This is a genomic window from Photorhabdus kleinii (genome assembly GCF_025384885.1).
Lineage (GTDB): Bacteria > Pseudomonadota > Gammaproteobacteria > Enterobacterales > Enterobacteriaceae > Photorhabdus > Photorhabdus kayaii.
This window is the reverse complement of the sequence record NZ_JAJAFY010000004.1, coordinates 175,259-196,390: the sequence shown is the minus strand read 5'-3', so window position 1 is coordinate 196,390 and position 21,132 is coordinate 175,259. Positions and strand designations below refer to the sequence as shown.

The window sequence follows — 21,132 nt, the reverse complement described above, 5'->3', positions numbered from 1 at the left end:
CTGACAGGGGTTTCTCTGGTGATTCTGGATGAATTCCATGAGCGCAGCTTGCAGGCTGATTTTGCGTTGGCATTGTTGCTGGATGTACAGGCAGGGCTACGGGATGATCTGCGAATTTTGATCATGTCAGCGACGCTGGATAATCAGCGGCTCTCTTCTTTATTGCCTGATGCGCCAGTGATTATTTCAGAAGGGCGAAGCTTTTCTGTGACCAGACATTATTGTCCTTTGCCTGCTCACCAACCTTTTGAACAGTGTGTAGCCACCGTCGTATTGCGGTTACTACAACAGGAGCAAGGTTCTGTGCTGTTGTTTTTGCCGGGCAGCGGGGAAATTCAACGGGTGTTTGGACTTCTTAAAGAGATAGTTGCTGAGGATACCGATCTTTGCCCGTTATACGGTGCGTTGTCATTGGCTGAACAACAAAAAGCTATCGAGCCTTCATCACGTGGACGCCGTAAAGTTGTTTTGGCGACTAACATTGCAGAAACCAGTTTAACGATTGAAGGTATTCGACTGGTGATTGATAGTGGTCTTGAACGCACGACGCGTTTTGAACCCAAAAATGGATTGACTCGCTTGATCACTCAACGCATCAGTCAAGCTTCTATGACACAACGAGCTGGTCGAGCGGGACGGTTGGAAGCCGGTGTTTGTTGGCATCTATTCAGCCAAGAACAGGCAGAAAGAGCGGCAGAGTATAGTGAGCCCGAAATTCTGAATGCTGATCTCAGTGGCTTATGGTTCTCCTTATTGCAGTGGGGATGTCATGATATTTCCCAATTGTACTGGCTAGATATGCCTTCTGACGCAGCGTTGGCAGTAGCCAAATCGCTGTTATTACAGTTAGGTGCAGTCAATAACAATGGTCAGTTAACGTCCAGAGGCAGAAAAATGGCGGAATCCGGCAGTGATCCGCGCTTGGCTGCAATATTATGTGCAGGGTTGGAACAAGGGGCCGATATGCTGGCAACCGCAGCTATGCTGACCGCGATTCTGGAAGAACCGCTCCGTGGTGGCCAGCCGGATATCACTTATTGGGTTGAGCAGCGACAAGCTCATTGGTTACGGCGGGCAAAGCAGTTAGCTAGGAATATGGGCGATCATTTTGGTGAGCCAGACGGTGGATTTGTTGCAATGCTATTAGCCCAAGGTTTCCCTGACAGAATAGCCAAAAATCGGGATAAGGGAGGGCGTTTTCAACTGGCTAATGGTTTGGGGGTGATGATCGATGATGAAGAAAAGTTATCTGGCGAATCGTGGCTAGTGGCTCCTTCATTATTACAAAACAGCAGAAATCCTGATGCGCGTATTTTGCTGGCTTGCCCTCTGGATATTGAACGGCTGATACAACAGCAGCCGAATTTATTTAGCGAGCAGAGTGTCGTTGAATGGGATGATAACAAAGGGACATTGCGAGCATGGAAACGACTGCAATGTGGGTGCTTGACAGTAAAAGCCCAACGATTGGCAAAGCTTTCAGATGAGCAATTACAGCTGGCCCTGCTAAACTGGTTACGCAGTGAGGGATTACATGAGCTCAACTGGTCACCTGCGGCAGTTCAGTTGTGCATCCGTATCCAATGTGCGGCTAAATGGTTGCCTGAAATGCAGTGGCCGGCAGTAGATAATGATGCATTAATGGTTTCTCTTGATGATTGGTTGATGCCGTTCCTTACTGGTGTGCGTGATTTGAAAGGGCTGAAACAGATTGATTTGTTGCCGGCACTGGAAAGTTTACTGGATTGGCAACAACAACAGTGTCTGGATAATGAACTGCCTATTTATTATACTGTTCCAACTGGCAGTCGGATAACAATCCGTTATTTCAGTGATAAACCACCGGTATTATCTGTTCGGATGCAGGAAATGTATGGTGAGCAGCAAAGCCCATCTCTGGCAAAAGGGCGGGTGGCTGTGGTGCTTGAACTATTATCGCCAGCCCAAAGGCCATTGCAGATTACGCAAGACTTAGCCGCTTTTTGGCGAGGCTCGTATCGAGAAGTGCAAAAAGAGATGAAAGGGCGTTACCCAAAACATCCATGGCCGGATGATCCGGCAAATACATTACCCACTCGGCGGGTAAAAAAATATTCGCAGTAGAATTTAACAACTTTTTGCCGGCGAATAGATTCACTAAAAGATATGAATATCAATTAATTAGCATCTAAGCGGCTTTGGAGAATTTTGGAATGTCTGGTGAAGATCGTCAACCAATCGGACGTAAAGGCAAAAAGCCGGTACCCCGCCGTAAACGGCCGTTAAAAAGACGATATCTGTTGGATGACGATGATAATGGCTATGAAAATGATGATGACTACGATGATGAAGAGGATCAACCCATGACAAAGAAAGGAATGTATTCCCGTCCACCTAAGAAAAAGTGGCGTTGGTTCTGGTTGTTATTCAAGATATTTATTATTTTTGCCGTATTATTGGCGGCTTATGGTGTCTATCTGGATGCCAAAATCCGCGATCGCATTGATGGAAAAGTTTGGGAGTTACCGGCGGCAGTTTATGGCCGCATGGTTAATCTTGAACCGGGCATGAACTACAGCAAGAAAGAGATGGTACACCTGCTGGAAGGAATGCAATATCGTCAGGTGACGAAAATTACCCGTCCAGGAGAGTTTTCTGTCAGAGGCGAAACCATTGAAATGTTGCGCCGTCCGTTTGATTTCCCTGACAGTAAAGAGGGGCAGATCCACGCTTTGCTGACTTTCAGCGATAACCGTTTGGCGGGGATCGAAAATCTGGAAAATCAGCGTCAGTTTGGGTTCTTCCGTCTTGATCCGAAGCTGATTACCATGTTGCAGTCCCCCAATGGGGAGCAGCGGTTATTTGTGCCACGTTCTGGTTTCCCCGATTTACTGGTTAACACCTTGCTGGCGACAGAAGATCGCCATTTCTATCAACATGATGGTATCCGCATCCTTTCTATCGGGCGTGCGTTTCTGGCTAACTTGACGGCGGGACGCACTGTTCAGGGGGGAAGTACCCTGACGCAGCAATTGGTGAGAAACTTGTTTCTGACCAATGAACGTACCTTGGTGCGTAAAGCGAATGAAGCTTACATGGCGGTTTTGATGGATTATCGCTATAGCAAAGATCGGATTCTCGAATTGTATCTGAACGAAGTTTATCTGGGGCGAAGTGGTGGTGAACAGATCCGGGGGTTCCCGCTGGCGAGTCTTTATTATTTTGGCCGTCCGGTGGATGAACTGAGTTTGGATCAGCAGGCGTTGCTGGTCGGAATGGTGAAAGGTGCTTCACTCTATAACCCGTGGCGTAATCCGACACTAGCTCTCCAGCGCCGTAATGTGGTGCTCAAGCTGTTACAAAATCAGCAAATTATTGATGAAGATCTTTATAAATTATTGAGCGCTCGTCCACTGGGGGTAAAACCGAAAGGTGGGGTTATTACCCCACAACCGGCGTTTATGCAGCTAGTTCGTAAGGAGTTGCAGGACAGACTGGGGGATAGAGTGAATGACCTGTCCGGCGTGAAAATCTTCACTACATTGGACCCGGTATCTCAGGAAGCGGCTGAAAACGCAGTAGAAGAGGGAATTGCCAGCCTGAGAAAAACCCGCAAAATTGCTGACCTTGAAGGGGCAATGGTGATTGTTGATCGCATCAGTGGTGAAATCAGGGCGATGGTTGGGGGTTCTCAACCTCAGTATGCTGGATTTAACCGAGCGATGATGGCACGTCGTTCAATTGGTTCATTGGCAAAACCTTCTACTTATTTGGCGGCATTGAGTGAACCTGATCAATATCGGTTGAATACTTGGCTGGCGGATGAACCTCTTGCGGTAAAACAGCCGAACAGTAAGGTTTGGGAACCGAGAAATTATGACCGTCGTTTCCGTGGGCGTGTCATGTTAATAGATGCGCTGGCGAGTTCATTGAATATTCCTACAGTGAATCTTGGGTTGGCGGTTGGCCTTGATCATGTCAGCAACACCTTGATCCGGCTTGGCGTACCGGAGGAGGTGATTCAGCAGGTTCCAGCGATGTTACTGGGTTCTCTTAGTTTGACGCCATTAGAAGTAGCGCAGGAATACCAGACGATGACGAGTGGTGGCAACCGTGCGACACTTTCCGCATTACGTTCTGTTATCACGGAAGATGGCACGGTGATATATCAGAGTTACCCACAGGCTGAACGGGCTGTACCGGCTCAGGCCGCTTATCTGACGCTGTATGGTATGCAGCAGGTTGTGGCGAGAGGGACTTCTCGTTCTCTGACGGCCAAGTTTGGTCGTTATAATCTGGCAGGTAAAACGGGCACTACCAATGATCTGCGTGATAGCTGGTTTGCAGGAATCGATGGTAAAGAAGTGGTGATTGCATGGGTTGGTCGTGATAACAACGAACCGACTAATCTGACGGGGGCTACAGGGGCGTTGAACGTATATCGCCGTTATCTGGAAAATCAGACTCCGCTGATGCTGAATAACATTCCACCAGAAGGCATTGTCGATATGGCGGTTAATCAGGATGGTAGCTTTAGCTGTAGTGGCAATGGTTGGAGAACATTACCGGTTTGGACTTATGATCCACAGAGTTTGTGCCAGCAGACAGCAGTGTCAGAGCCTGTTCAGCAACAAGAACAAGCACCGGGCTGGTTGCGGGAGATGTTTGGTCAATAATGAATATTTGATGAAATGAATAACAAAGCGCTGATCTTCTGGTCAGCGTTTTGATTTTATGAGTTTACCGGCTTCCTAAACATACCGCGCCATTATCTTTTCGACTTTACATTATTATCGCAATAGCGGTGATCCCCACATTTGTTGTGTAATTGCATGTAATTTTTTGCAAAATGTGATATTTTACACCTGTTGGAGACAATAAAATCAGCAATTTTCAGAATATTCCTATATGTTTTTTAAGTGAAATATGATGAATTTATTTAGCTGATTTGCGAGTAGATGTATTAGCATTTGAACAAGTTGTATAGACGTTTTCTGGAATATTTTTTCTAATTTTCTACCTTTATTGGATAGTGGTTAATAAACCGTTATCCGTGCTTATATACTAGAGGTCAGATATGAATAAAGAGGTTATATACCCGTTATCTTTCAAGTTGCCTCTTTGTTGGCTGCACTCACTCACCCCAGTCACATAGTTCGCTATGCTCCCGGGGATTCGCTCCCTTGCCGTCACGATGCATCTTGAAATCCATAGGGTATAAATAATGGCAATCAATATTGAAGCGTTAATAAATAGCCTAAAAATCTTATCAGGAAATTTTTAATGAAGGTCTAATTTCTTATAAGAGTAAGTCTAGAGGAGATTCACAACGCTAATATCTTTTGAATTTGTAAAACTGGTAATCATACTGTTTACGTGGATTACCTTATTTCAGTTTCTACCGATATCAACTCATTTCATAATGTTCCATATATAGGATATTATCACTGTTAAAGTCTATAATGTTTTTTTAATAGGACATTAACATACAAGGTTTAGATTGATATATAATGTTCTGATAATTGCTCATTATGGATAATAATGGTTTTAATGTGTCATTTTGGGGGCGTTATGATATCACATGAAAAAACGGCTTCAACAATTGCAGAAGGCTACTAAGAAGAATGTGCTTTAACATTATTGCTAGAAATCATGATGATCACGCTAAAAACTTCGCGTTTATATTAAAAGACAAAAAATGGGATTTGGCTCCGGCCTACGATTTAGCCTACAGTTACAAGCCTGACAGTAGATGGGTAAACAGCCACTGGATGAGTTTAAACGGTAAAAGAGACAACTTCACTCGGCAAGATTTTTATTCATTGGAAAAACTAAGCCCGCTGTTCACCAAAAAAATGGCCAATGGGATTATTGAGGAAACCATAGAAAAAGTCTCTGCTTGGAGTAAGATAGCCGCTGATTTTGGTGTATCAAAATCGTTGATTGATCTAGTTGATACAAATTTGAGATTGAATATCTAATATTGAAATTCTTATTTTCAAAAACAAGCTATAAATATAGGCAGCTTAGGAGTTGTTGTTAAAAAAGCCCTGCATTACAGGACGTTTGTGTGAGAGGCTTGATGCAGATGGGGATTATGTGTTTGCCGATGCTGATTTATCAGCTTGAGCCTGTTTCCGGCTCTTCGGCTTCCTATTCAGCGGCCTGACCATTACTTTCGTTCAACTCTTTGGCTGATGCGGCAGCATGACGCCCCAACGTGGATGCCATTTTGCAAGAAATTGGACTATTTAATTATATCGATATAGAAAAGTGATGAAGAAGAATTATTTACTAACCTGAGCATAGAACCTATATAGATTACTCCAACTCCTTTCTAGTCATTTGGGGTGATTTTTATCAATAAGCTCTAAAATATCCTATGTGAATTTTCATATAATCCAGAACTCTATTCCAAATAAGCTATTGATAGCGTCATCAGATATTATGAGCGATTAATGATGCCATTGTATCTGGTTAGGAAAAAGAGAATATCGGTTATTTTTATGATTAAGATTTTTTAGATATATATTTAGACGAATAACAGGTAAATAGTTAATGAATAAGCTTTATGGATGAAGCTCATTATCTGCTTAAATGGCTGTTAATTTTATGTGATTTTATATTGTTCATCAATTAAAAAATTTTCATATTTTATCGCTGTTTTGATAACAAAATCAAACAACGTTATTAATGATTTTCGATGCCCATATGCTAACATGATTAAAAATTTGTTATTTTATAATTACGGACATAATAAATAATCACATGTGTAAATAATTTGATATTATATTTTCAAGGAGATATATGAAAAATGCAGCGCAAATTGTAAATGAGGCTTTAAATCAAGGAATTACTCTGTTTGTTGCTGATAACCGATTACAATACGAAACTAGCCGTGATAGTATTCCTGCGGAATTGTTTAGTGAATGGAAAAATTATAAACAAGAGTTGATCGACTTCTTGAGCCAGATCGATGCAGAAGAAGAAATTCAAACATATCAATTACAGAATATCCAACGTGATGGCCATGCAGAACATTATCCACTCTCATTTGCTCAACAACGCCTGTGGTTTATCGACCAACTTACCGAAGGTAGCCCCCAATATAATTGTCCTGGATATTTGAGATTACGGGAACAACTGAATTTCAATGCTTTTAAGGCTGCTGTAGAAACGTTGCTTGAGCGCCATGAAGCGTTACGTACCCATATTAAAATTATTGATAATGAGCCACGGCAAGTCATAACACATTCCTATGATTTACCCATTACACTACATGATCTGACTGCATTCTCTGAAACTGAGCAAGAATCTCAAGTCAAAAGATTCAGTAAAGAAGAAGATAACTTGGTTTTTAACCTCAGTACTGATTTGATGTTGCGTATTCGCCTGATAAAGCTGGCTGAAAATGATTATGTGATTATCTATACCATTCACCATATTGCCTGTGATAGTTGGTCAATAGAAATCTTTATCAATGAACTTATCACCTTATATCGTGCGTATAATAAAGGAGAAATAGCCCCATTACCGCCACTTAAAATCCAATATACCGATTATGCTCAATGGCAACGAAATTGGCTGCAAGGTGATATTCTCAAAAAACAATTGGATTATTGGCAAACCCAGTTATCAGGTATTTCTCCACTTCACCGTCTTCCACTGGATAACCCACGACCAGAGAAACAGAGTTTTGAGGGGCATCTTAATGATCAACGTATTTCAAAGGATTTAACACAAGAAATAAGAGCATTATGTCACCAACATGAAGTCACATTATTCATGTTTCTGGAGACAGCCTTTGCCGTATTGTTGAGTCGTTACAGTAATGAAAAAGACATTCTGGTCGGAACACCACTTGCAGGGAGAAGACACCATGATATTGAGCCTTTGATTGGTTTTTTTGTTAACTCTCTGGTGATCAGAACGGATTTATCCGGCCAGCCCACTTTCAGTGAGTTATTAAAGCAGAACAGTCGCACTATCTTGGATGCGTATGCACATCAAGATTTGCCATTTCAAATGCTGGTAGAAAAAATGAGTCCGGGACGAAACTTAAATTATAACCCTATATTCCAAATCGCTTTTACTCTGGAGAATACTCAACGTGATACGATACTGGCGCGGGATAATAATATTGAGTTTGAAGAACGTCTTCTTTTAAAAGTCCGATTTGATTTGGAAATTCATATTTATGAAGAAGAGGAGGGAGGATTATCCCTTTTATGGGTTTATGACAGCAGCTTATTCAAAAATATGACTATTGGAAGATTACTCGCTAATTATGAAACCTTGCTTGCTAATATTGTTAGTGTCATGAAGCCATGTATTGGCTCCGATCTGATACACAGGGAACCTTCTGTCCATGAGATTCCACTATTAGCAGAAGCTGAAATACACACTTTATTACATGAATGGAATGGCCTACAGGATCGTAGCCAGCATGGAGGCTGTTTTCATGAACTGTTTGAGGAGCAAGTTGCCCGATATCGTGAAAGAACAGCAGTTATTTTTGACGGCAATTCATTAAGCTATCAGGAACTAAATAAACAAGCTAACCAACTCGCTCATTACTTGACAGAGCAAAAGATCAAACCAGAAGCATTGGTCGCGCTCTGTATTCCTCGTTCAATACGCGCTGTAGTAGCGCTACTGGGGATTATTAAAGCAGGGGGAGCTTATTTGCCGTTAGATCCCAGCTATCCGAAACCTCGTCTTCAATATATGTTGGAACACAGCGAAGCTGAATTCATTCTGACCGAAACAGATTTGATAGAAAAACTCCCAATCAGCCAGCAGAAAGTCGTCTGTTTGGATACGGAGACAATGCAATCACAATTGCAGCACATGCCTACGGATAATATCGCTGAACGCCCATTCCCAATAACGGAAAATAATCTGGCTTATGTCATTTATACCTCTGGTTCTACGGGTAAACCGAAAGGGGTTATGTTGGAACATAAGGGGTGGGTAAATCTGGCACTTTCACAGGCGGGTTTATTTGGTGTTGATTCATATAGCCGGGGATTGCAGTTCGCTTCCTGGAGTTTTGATGCCATGATCTTAGAAATATCTATGACACTGGCGTATGGAGCAGCACTTTATTTAATTTCAGAAACCCAACAGCATACCCCTGAATATTTGGATGAGTTAGTTGATAAACATCAGATTACCCATGCTGTATTACCACCTGCTTTGCTGCCTTACCTGGACTTTAATAAATGGCGTTCCGTTTCAACCTTACTTTTAGCAGGGGAAGCTGTACCACCACAGAGCGCTGTTCGTTGGTCACAGGGCAGAAAACTGTTCAACGTATATGGCCCGACAGAGTGTACTGCCATTGTGACTTCGGGCTTATTAACTGATGACAAAATTACGATTGGGAAACCATTGCCCAATACCGTTATCCGTATTCTTGATCCATCAGGCAATCTAGTACCTATTGGTGTTGCCGGGGAATTATGTATTGGTGGCATCCAACTGGCGCGCGGGTACTTGAATGCCCCTGAAACAAACGCAACGAAATTTATTACTGATTTAACGGACAAATCCCAATCCCTACGTTTATACCGAACGGGAGATTTAGCCCGTTGGTTGCCTGATGGTAGTGTGGAATTTATTGGCCGGATTGACTCTCAAGTCAAGATTAGAGGATTTAGGATTGAGTTGGAAGAAATCGAAACTGCACTGGTAGGACATGACGCCTTAAGCAGTGCTGCGGTTATTACTTATGGGAACGATAAGAGATTGATTGCCTATGTTTGTCCAACCAAAGATTGGCTGGATAAAAAAGGGCTGAAATTTAATGCCGACAACGCATCTCAGTCTTCCGATATTAAAACTGAACTTTCGGAGCTACTTGAATCAGCACTGAAAAAACAATTACCAGAATACATGGTTCCAAGCCTTTATATTCCGCTGGAGCGAATGCCACTCACGTTAAATAACAAAGTGGACAAAAAAGCGTTGCCTATTCCAAATGAAAATGATTTCCGCCAACAAAGTTATGTTGCGCCAAGAAATGAAGTGGAGAGAAAAATTAGCCAGTTATGGCAAGAAGTGTTGGGCGTTAGCCAAGTCGGCATTTATGACAACTTTTTTGTGCTGGGTGGTCACTCTCTTCAGGCAACCCGCCTTATCAGCTTAATACGCAATGATCTAAACATTGAAATACCGTTGAGCAGTGTCTTTGAGCATCCAACACTTGAGCGATTAGCACGAATCGCCACGATTCATCAGGTTAAAGAAAAAAGAAAGCATTTCCAGGCTGGGCAAGAGACAACACAAGAACTATTGGAAGGTGATATATGAAAAATGCAGCACAAATTATCAATGAAGCTTTAAATCAAGGGATTACTCTGTTTGTTATTGATAACAAACTGAAATATAAAACCAGCCGAGATAGCATTCCTCCGGAACTGCTCAGTGAATGGAAACAACATAAACAAGAATTGATTGATTTCCTGAAGCAAATCGATTCAGAAGAGGATTCGGACACTCACCGACTGCAAGGTATTCCGCGTTATGAGCGTGCGGAACATTACCCACTTTCATTTGCTCAACAGCGTTTGTGGTTAATCGATCAACTTACCGAAGGCAGTCCGCAGTATAACTGCACAGGTGATTTCAGGTTGAGAGAGTCGCTTAATCTCAAAGCTTTTGAGGCGGCTATAGCAACATTGCTTGAACGCCATGAATCGCTGCGTACTTATTTCAAAATTATTGATAATGAGCCCCGGCAGGTTATCGCGACTTCTTATGATTTGCCTATTACAATACATGATCTGTCCACACTTTCAGAATTTGAGCAGGAACAACAGCTTAAACAACTCGGTGAGCAGGAGTGGAAACAAGCTGTTAATCTCAGCACCGACCTGATGCTGCGTATTCGGTTGCTGAAATTAACAGATGATGATTATTTCATTCTCTATACGATTCATCATATCGCCTGTGATGGCTGGTCGTTAGCAATCTTTATCAGTGAGCTGCTGACATTATATCGTGCTTATTGCCGAGGCGAGGGTAATCCTCTGCCGCTATTACAAGTTCAATATACTGATTATGCCCAATGGCAACGGGACTGGCTGCAAGGTGATATTCTGCAAAAACAACTGGATTACTGGCAAAACCAATTATCAGGTATTTCTCCACTTCACCGTTTTCCACTGGATAATCCACGGCCAGAAAAACAAAATTTTGAAGGAAATGTTCATCCACAACGTATTTCAAAAGCTTTGACCCAAGAAATACGAGCACTGTGCGCCAAACATGAAGTGACGTTATTTATGTTTTTGGAAACGGCTTTTGCTGTGTTGTTGAGTCGTTACAGTAGTGAAAAGGATATTTTGGTTGGAATGCCACTTGCAGGGCGAAGACACCGTGACACTGAGTCTTTGATTGGATTTTTCGTCAATTCACTGGTGATCAGAACGGATTTATCCGGTCAGCCTACATTCAGTGAACTATTAAAACAAAATAGTCGTACGATCCTGGATGCTTATGCACATCAAGACCTGCCTTTTGAGATGCTGGTGGAGAAAATCAGTCCAGAACGGAATTTAAATTATAATCCTATTTTCCAAATCATGTTTGCAGTACAGAATAATCAACGGGATACAACTCTGGAGCAGGATAGTATTGTTACATCTAAAGAACGTTCCCTTCTGACCACTCGATTTGATTTGGAAGTCCATATCTATGAAGAAGACCAAGGTGAGTTATCCATTGGATGGATCTCTGACACCAGCCTGTTCAGAAATGCGACCATTAACAGATTAATCGCCAATTACGAAATTTTGCTGACCAATATTGTTGATGTGATGAAGCATCATGTTGGTATCAACGAGCCGTCCGTTCATGACATTCCATTATTGGCGGATGCTGAACGGAATACCTTACTGCATGAATGGAGCGGGCCACAAATTCCTTATCCGACCGGGAAATGTTTCCATGAACTCTTCGAAGAGCGGGTATCACAACACCCTGAAAAAAATGCACTGATTTTGGGCGATGACACCCTGAGCTATCAGTCATTAAATGAGCAAGCTAACCAATTGGCACATTATCTGCTTGAACAAGGGATCATACCGGACACGTTGGTTGCACTTTGCATACCAAGGTCATTGCAAGCTGTTGTGGCATTATTGGGTATTCTTAAAGCGGGTGGCGCTTATGTACCGTTAGACCCCAGTTATCCGAAAGCCCGCCTCCAATATATGTTGGATCACAGTGAAGTCGAATTCATCCTGACCGAAACTCACCTCGTTGAAAAACTGCCAATTAGCCAGCAGAAAGTGATTTGTCTGGATACAGAGATAGTACAGTCTCAGCTACAACAGATGCCTACCGATAATATTACTGAGCGCCCACTTCCGCTCACGGAAAATCATCTGGCTTATGTGATTTATACTTCTGGCTCTACCGGTAAACCGAAAGGGGTGATGCTGGAACATAGAGGGTGGGTTAATCTGGCATTCTCGCAAGCAGATTTATTTGGTATTGACTCACATTGCTGGGGGTTGCAGTTTGCCTCTTGGAGTTTTGACGCCATGATCTTAGAGATGTCTATGACATTGGCCTATGGCGCAACACTGTATTTGATTTCCGAAACCCAACGGCGTTCCCCTGAATTGTTGGATGAGGTCGTTGAAAAACATCAGATAACCCATGCTGTACTACCTCCGGCGCTGCTTCCTCATCTGAATTTTAACAAATGGCGTTCTGTCTCAACTTTGCTTTTGGCGGGTGAAGCAGTACCACCACAGATTGCTGTTCGTTGGTCACAGAATAGAAAACTGTTTAACGTATATGGCCCGACAGAATGTACATCCATTGTCACCACAGCTTTACTAACTGACGAGAAGATTACGATTGGAAAACCTTTGCCTAACGTTGTGATGCGTATTCTTGATCCGGAAGGTAATTTGGCTCCGATAGGCGTTATCGGGGAACTGTATATTGGCGGTGTTCAGTTAGCACGTGGTTACCGAAACTCACCGGAAATCACAGCAAGGCAGTTTATCCGTGATCCATGTAGCTCACACTCAACGGATGGTTGGGAAAACAGGCTTTATCGAACCGGCGATTTAGTACGCTGGACACCGGATGGTCAGTTGGAATTTATCGGCCGTGTTGACTCTCAGGTTAAGATCCGTAGTCACCGCATAGAGTTGGGTGAAATCGAGACAGTCTTGTCCGGGCATGACGCTTTAAGTAGTGCTGTTGTGATCGCTTATGGTCAAGATGAAGATAAAAAACTCATTGCGTATGTCTGCCCAAGTACAGGGTGGTTAGGTGAAAAAGCTGTTGAATTTAACGCAAGCAGCGTTGAGAACTGGACAGAAATTTTTGATGAGCAGTACCGTCAACCCATAACGGATAGTACTCAAAAAGGGAGCGCTCAGAGAGGTGATATAGTCGCATTAGACAGTGATTTCGGTGGCTGGATGAACAGCTATACTGAACAGCCGATTGCCCTTGAGCAAATGGAGGAATGGTTAGCAGGAATCATGCACAGGATTAAAGCCCTGCATCCTCATCGCTTACTGGAAATTGGTTGTGGTACCGGATTATTGTTGTATCGCTATGCTGAATGGTGCGAATCAGTGGTGGCTACCGATATTTCGGCTGAGGTTTTAAATCGGCATCAACATATTCTGCAACAACGTGGCTGGTCACATGTGCAGCTCAGAAGAGGAGATGCACTCAACTTAGGAACCTTGAGTGCTGATGAATTTGATACTGTCGTGATTAACTCTGTTGTCCAATATTTCCCTAATGTTCAATATCTGGAAAAAGTACTTGAACAGTTAATACCGGCGGTTGAAGCGGATGGGAAAATTTTGTTGGGAGATATCCGTAATTTAGATCTATTAACTGCCCATGCTACAGCGATAGAGCAAAGTCATCTTAACGGGCAACGTATTCAGGTAGGGGCGCTGGCGAACCGTATTCAGCGGCGTTTACAACAAGAACCCGAGTTTTTACTCAGTCCAACTTATTTTGCCCAATTGCCTGAGCGTTGCCCTGAAATTGGCCGGGTTGATATTCTGGTTAAACGTGGCATCGGCGACAATGAAATGTTGCGTTATCGTTACGATGTCATATTGCACAAAAGAGGTGAAAATACCAAATCTTGTAATGAATTGTTTTCAAATTGGCATAATTTCGATTCTTTTGAAAGTCTGCGTAATTTGTTACAGATGGGCACGGAGGATATATTGGGTATTTCAGGTATCCCCAATGCCAGAATTAAAGATGACCTCACTTTGGCAGAAGGGCTGCGTCACTGGTCAGCCAATCAGATGATAACGCCACCAGCAAATGTCGGCAGTTTCTCCCCACAGGCATTACAACAGGTTCAGGAATTCGAATCCTTACTGCAATATGCTGAACAATGTGGTTATCAATGCGGCATTACATGGTCACAACAGCAACTTGATTTGCTGGATGTGGTTTTTAGTCGTGGGGAGTTACCACCTGTACAAGCACATACTGACTATAATCAAACCCATTTAGCTAATTATCCGCAAATTTCGGCCATTAGTGGGGAACTTTCAGAATTACTCGAATCCGTACTGAAACAACAATTGCCAGAATATATGGTTCCAGGTCTTTATATTCCTTTGGAACGAATGCCACTCACATTAAATAACAAAGTGGACAAAAAAGCGTTACCGATCCCAAATGAAGACGATTTACGCCGACAAAACTATGTGGCGCCAAGAAATGAAATAGAAATTAAGATCGGTCAGTTATGGAAGCGGTTATTGAATGTCAGTCAAGTAGGCATCTATGACAATTTCTTCACCTTGGGTGGGCATTCACTTCAGGCAACGCGCCTTATTAGTTCAATACGTAACGAATTAGAAATAGAAGTTCCGTTGAGAAGTGTTTTTGAACACCCGACACTTGAGCAGCTATCACAGGTTGTCACTATTCATCTTATCAAAGAAAAAAGAAAACATTTTCAGGCTGGGAAAGAAACAGCACAAGAACTGTTGAAAGGTGATATATGAAAAATGCAGCGCGAATTGTCAATGAGGCTTTAGATCAGGGAATTACTCTGTTCGTTACTGATAACCGTTTACAATACGAGACCAGCCGCAGCAGTATTTCACCCGCTTTGCTCAGTGAATGGAAATGGCATAAACAGGAGTTGATTGATTTTCTGAACCAGCTCGATTCAGAAGAGCAAACTAAAACGCATCACTTTTTGCAAGATATTCAGCGTGATGGCAAAGCAGAACATTATCCGCTTTCATTTGCTCAACAACGACTATGGTTTATTGATCAACTGGATGGAAGCAGTCCCCAGTATAATTGTATGGGGGATTTCAGGCTGCGGGAATCCATTAACATAAAGGCGTTTGAGGCAGTCGTTAAGGTATTACTTGAACGCCATGAAGTCTTGCGTACCCATTTTAAAATCATCAATAACGAACCGCGGCAATTTATTGCCACTGATTATGATTTACCGATTACACATCATGATTTATCTGCGTTACCTGAAACTGAGAAAAACGATCAGGTAAAACAACTCAGTAAGGAAGAAGAGAATCTAATTTTTAACCTTAATACAGATCTGATGTTGCGCATTAGGTTAATAAAATTGGCAGAAAATGATTACCTTATTATTTATACGATACATCATATCGCCTTCGATGGCTGGTCGATGGCAATATTTCTCTATGAATTTTTCACGTTATACAAAGCTTATTGTCAGGGTGAGACAAATCCGCTACCGCCGCTGAAAATTCAATATGCCGATTATGCCCAGTGGCAACAGGGCTGGCTGCAAGGTGATGTGCTGAAAAAACAGCTGACATATTGGCAGAAGCAGTTAGCCGGAATTTCACCAATCCACCGTGTGCCGCTGGATAATCCACGGCCAGAGAAACAAAATATCGAAGGGTGTTTTCATACACAACATATTTCCTCGCGGTTAACCCAAGCAATTAGAGGACTGTGTGCTAAGCATAACGTTACCTTATTCATGTTTCTGGAAACGGCTTTTACTGTATTGCTGAGCCGCTATAGTAATGAGAAAGATATTCTGGTTGGAACAGTAATTGCCGGCAGACAACATCCTGATATTGAACCGCTGATCGGTTTTTTTGTTAATTCATTGGTTATCAGAACAGATTTATCCGGTCAGCCGACGTTCAGTGGATTATTAAAACAAAACAGCCGTACCATTCTGGATGCTTACGAACATCAAGATTTGCCGTTTGAGATGTTGGTAGAAAAGCTCAGTCCGGAACGGAACCCAAACCATAACCCCATCTTCCAAATCATGTTTGCAGTACAGAATAACCAACGTGACACAATACTGGAACAGGATAATATTATTGAATCCGAGGATAATTTACTTAGAACGACTCGGTTTGATTTGGAAATCCATGTTTTTGAAGAAGAACAGACAGGAGAATTATCTATAATATGGGTTTCAAATACGAGTCTGTTCTATAGCAGTACCATTGAAAGATTTATCGCCAATTACGAAACCTTGCTTTCTGGCATTGTTGAGGTGATGACAGATGATTCAGTAAATAAAGAACCCTCCATTCATGAACTCCCATTATTGACAGAAGTTGAAAAGCATACCTTACTGCATGAATTAAATGGGCCACAGAACCATTACCCACAAGGGCGCTGCTTTCATGAGTTGTTTGAAGAACAAGTGGCACTGAATCCTGAAAAAACCGCGCTGGTTTTTGGTGAAGAGGCTTTAAGTTATCAGGCTGTTAATGCTCAGGCCAATCAGTTGGCGTATTACCTGATTGAGCAGGGTATCCAGCCAGATATTCTGGTTGCAATTTGCCTTCCCCGGTCATTGCAAACGGTGATTGCACTGCTGAGCATCCTCAAAGCGGGTGGAGCTTATGTGCCTTTGGATGCCAGTTATCCGCAAGCCCGCCTGCAATACATGTTGGAGCACAGCGGTGCTGAATTTATCCTGACCGAAACACCGCTGGTTGATAAATTGCCTATCAGCCAGCAACGCGTTATCTGTCTGGATGCTGAAACGGTACAGTCACATGTGCAAAACCTGCCCACTGGCAATATCGTTCATCGTTCAGTACCCCTGACAGAAAATCATCTGGCCTATGTCATTTATACCTCTGGTTCTACTGGCCGACCAAAAGGAGCGATGCTGGAGCACAAGGGTTGGGTGAATCTGGTACAAGCACAAGCCACGTTATTTGGTGCGGATGCTGATATTCGCGGGTTGCAGTTTGCTTCCTGGAGCTTCGACGCCGCAGTGTTGGAAATGGCAATGACTTTGGCCTATGGTGCCACATTGTATTTGATTTCAGAAACACACCGCCGTTCGCCTGAATGGTTGGATGAGATGGTTGAAAAACACCACATTACCCACGCTGTACTCCCGCCGGCGCTGTTGCCTCATTTGGATTTTAACAAATGGCGCACAATTTCAACTTTGTTGCTGGCAGGGGAGGCTGTGGTGCCGCATATTGCCGCGCAGTGGTCACAGGGCAGAAAGCTGTTTAACGTTTATGGCCCAACAGAGTGTACTTCGATTGTGACCTCCGCCTTATTAACAGCAGATAAGCGAGTGACGATTGGAAAACCGCTGCCGAATACTGTGATGCGTATCCTGAATTCCGACGGTAATCTGGTGCCTCTTGGGGCTGTCGGGGAACTGCATATCGGTGGCATTCAACTGGCACGTGGTTACCGGAATGCACCGGATATCACGGAAAAACAATTTATCCGAGATCCTTTCAGTACCAACCCGGCAGACCGACTTTACTGTACTGGTGATTTAGTACGCTGGACGCCAGAAGGTGAGTTGGAATTCATTGGCCGCTTGGATTCGCAGGTTAAAATTCGCAGCCATCGTATTGAATTGGGGGAAATCGAATCGGTGCTGGCGGGGCAGGAGATTTTAAGTAATGCTGCCGTGATCGCTGATGGTTATGACAGTGAGGATAGGAAACTCATTGCTTATGTTTGCCCGAGTACGAATTGGCTGGCGGAAAAAGCAGCCGCTTTTAATGCAGATTACCTTGAAAGCTGGACAGAGATCTTTGATGGTCGGTATCGGCGGGAGATAACAAAAAATATTGTCACCGATACTACCGATGAGAGCGATAACAATAGTGATTTTGATGGTTGGATAAATAATTATACCGGACAGCCGATCGCATTGGACCAAATGGAAGAATGGCGGGCGGGTACCATGCAGCGGATTGAATCCCTGCATCCCCGCAGCTTATTGGAAATTGGCTGTGGGGCGGGTTTATTGTTGTATCGCTATGCTGAACGGTGCGAATCAGTATTGGTCACTGATATTTCAGCGGAGGTATTGACACATCACCAGAAAATTTTGCGGCAGCGTGGCTGGTCACACGTGGAGCTAATCAGGGGAGATGCACTGAATTTAGGCACAATCACGCCTGATCAGTTCGATACCGTTGTGATGCATTCCGTTGTCCAATATTTCCCCAATATTCAATATCTGGAAAAAGTCATTACACAGTTATTGCCTGCGGTTAAAACCGGGGGGAAAATTTTACTGGGAGATATCCGTAACTTAGATTTGTTAACTGCACATGTAACAGCCATCGAGAAAAATCGCCTGAATGGGCAACGTATTTCGGTGGGTACGCTGGCAAACCGCATTCAACAGCGTCTACAGAAAGAAAAAGAGTTTTTACTGAGTCCAACCTATTTTGCACAATTGCCGACGCGTTACCCTGAAATTGGAAGAGTTGATATTTTGGTTAAACGTGGTGTTGGCGACAATGAAATGCTGCGCTATCGTTATGAAGTGATATTACATAAATGCGATAAAAATGCGGAGTTATGTTGCAATTTACCCATAACTTGGTGCGATTTTAATTCTATTGAAGATCTTCGTAATGTGTTAGAGATAGGGAAATTCGATACATTTGGTGTCTCAGGTATTCCTAATGCCCGTATCAAAGATGATTTTGATTTAGCGGAAGGGCTACGCCATTGGCCATCTAATCAGATTGTCTTTCCACTAAAAGATGCCGACGGTTTTTCTCCAGAAGCCGCGGAGCAAGTTTTGGCACTCGAATCCTTACTTCAATATGCGGAACAGTGCGGCTACCAGTGTGAACTTACATGGTCACAGCAGCAACCTGATTTACTGGATGTGATTTTCAGCCGAGGTGAATTACCTCAAGTGCAGGCGCGCTCAGATTACAGCCAGACGCATTTAGCTAATTATCCGCAACTTCCTGCTATTAGTGGAGAACTTGCAGGGCTATTGGAATCCGCCTTGAAAAAACAACTACCTGACTATATGGTGCCCAGTCTCTATATCCCATTGGAACGTATTCCACTGAATTTGAACAATAAAGTAGATAAAAAAGCGTTACCTATTCCAGATGAAAATGACTTACGTCGTCAGGCTTATATTGCACCGAGAGATGAAATCGAAGAAAAACTTTGTCAGTTATGGCAAGAACATCTAAAAATCAATCAAATTGGCATTTATGATAATTTCTTCTCACTCGGTGGTCACTCACTCTTGGCAGTTAAAATAACCGCTTCCATAAGAAATACTTTGGCCAATAATTTCAGTATGCATGAGTTATTTGCAAATCCAACCATTGATCAGATTGCCAGTGTAATTCGTCACAGTCATAAGCATGAGATATCCGCACCGAAGACAACACATAATATATCTGATCACAATACATTTGATGGAAAAATGCCTATTTCTTATTGTCAGAAAATGTATTGGTATTTTATTCAAGAAGCGCTGTTGGAGGACAGTTTCCACGTACCTATTACTTTACTGATGGAAGGAGAGTTGAATCACAGTGCGTTGGAAAAAAGTTTAAATACCATCTTAGCGCGACATGAAAGTTTGCGTTTTAAGTTTTATAAAGAAAATGGGCAAATTTTCATGCAGCCTGATAATAGTATGAAAATTAATCTTCAAGTTATTGAAGCGTTACCAAGAGGAATCGAGAGAGAACAAATCATTATTGAAATTAATAAGCTCTGGGAAGAGAAATTAAGAACACCTTTTGATGTTTATAATGGCCCGCTAATCAAGACATTCCTACTGCCTGTTTCGGAAACAATCACGGTATTATTTATTGATGTACACCATATTATCTCCGATGGATGGTCTGTCAATATCATTATGAATGAGTTTAAACAGTTATATACGGCTTATTCACAGGAGCAAGAAAACATGTTGCCACCCGTTGCCATGCAATATTCTGGTTATGTTTATGACTTGCAAGAAATCCATGCGACTGAGGCAGCTAAAAAACAAATTAAATTCTGGCAACAACAATTTTCTGATGTTAATCCAGAACGCGATTTTCCTGTTTCTTTCAGAAAACATCTGGCTTCAAAATATCGGTCTCACGCCCGCCATATCAAAATACCAGATTCGCTGGATAAAGCTGTTTTGCAATATTGTGAAACTCAGAAGATCACACCTTATATGTTATTTATGGCTTTGTTCCACACTTGTCTTTTTATGCACTCTGGTGAATCACAACATATTGTTACCTCACCAAAAGCTGACCGAACTCGCATAGAAAGCCATCAAACAATAGGGTTATTCTTGGGTGACTTGATAGTAAAATCAAATATCAGTAAGGAAATGAGCCTACAAGGAATCATTAAGCAGGTTAGTCAGTCTATTCATTGCGCCATAGAGAATTCTAATATCCACATGTCTGTCGTGATTGACGCGGTGGGAGAAAAGGCGAGGGATAATATATTTAACGTTCTGTTTAACTATTTGGATGCACAAAGTTTCTATGATTTTATCGACATGTCTAAAGATGAAAAATTATCACTGCCAAACCTTGATGTGGAAGTGATAGAGACCGAAATAATTCCTTTTGAATCATTTGGGATGAATTTCTTATACATGCCACAAAATATCAGTTGTGAACTCAATTACAATCCGGAACTGTATACAGAAGCAGTTATTGATAGGATGGCTACATATTATGAACGGCTGTTAAATGTCATCGTATCCGGCCAAGAAAAAGAGAGTATCAGTCAGTTTTATGGCTAAATTTTTCTGAGACATAAAGAGATTGGATTCAGGGATGAGGCTAATCGTGACATCTGAATACGAATATGCCGCCGTATATGATGGGAAGGATGGAAAGAATGAGCGCC

General features: G+C 42.5%; 5 protein-coding genes and 1 pseudogene. All 6 read left to right on the top strand.

The features are described 5' to 3' along the window. A partial coding sequence (hrpB, locus tag LG003_RS04590; RefSeq protein WP_262980273.1) for an ATP-dependent helicase HrpB occupies positions 1 to 2,103 on the top strand: 2,103 nt, incomplete at its 5' end. An 89-nt stretch (positions 2,104 to 2,192) separates the two neighbouring features. Further along, a complete protein-coding gene (gene mrcB / locus LG003_RS04585; RefSeq protein WP_262980272.1) occupies positions 2,193 to 4,655 on the top strand; it encodes a bifunctional glycosyl transferase/transpeptidase in 2,463 nt (820 codons plus the stop codon). Positions 4,656 to 5,591: 936 nt separating this feature from the next. Further along, a pseudogene (locus LG003_RS04580) lies at positions 5,592 to 5,960 on the top strand (HipA domain-containing protein); the annotation flags it as partial. Positions 5,961 to 6,786: 826 nt separating this feature from the next. Further along, the gene (locus LG003_RS04575; RefSeq protein WP_262980271.1) at positions 6,787 to 10,293 is read left to right on the top strand and encodes a non-ribosomal peptide synthetase; all 3,507 of its coding nucleotides are present in this window, start codon (positions 6,787 to 6,789) and stop codon (positions 10,291 to 10,293) included. Further along, on the top strand, positions 10,290 to 14,999 hold the full coding sequence (locus tag LG003_RS04570; protein ID WP_262980270.1) for a non-ribosomal peptide synthetase: 4,710 nt from the start codon (positions 10,290 to 10,292) through the stop codon (positions 14,997 to 14,999). Before LG003_RS04575 ends, LG003_RS04570 begins: the two co-directional genes overlap by 4 nt. Next, complete coding sequence (locus LG003_RS04565) at positions 14,996 to 21,025, top strand: non-ribosomal peptide synthetase (RefSeq protein ID WP_262980269.1); 6,030 nt, start codon at positions 14,996 to 14,998, stop codon at positions 21,023 to 21,025. Before LG003_RS04570 ends, LG003_RS04565 begins: the two co-directional genes overlap by 4 nt. Positions 21,026 to 21,132 lie beyond the last annotated feature (107 nt).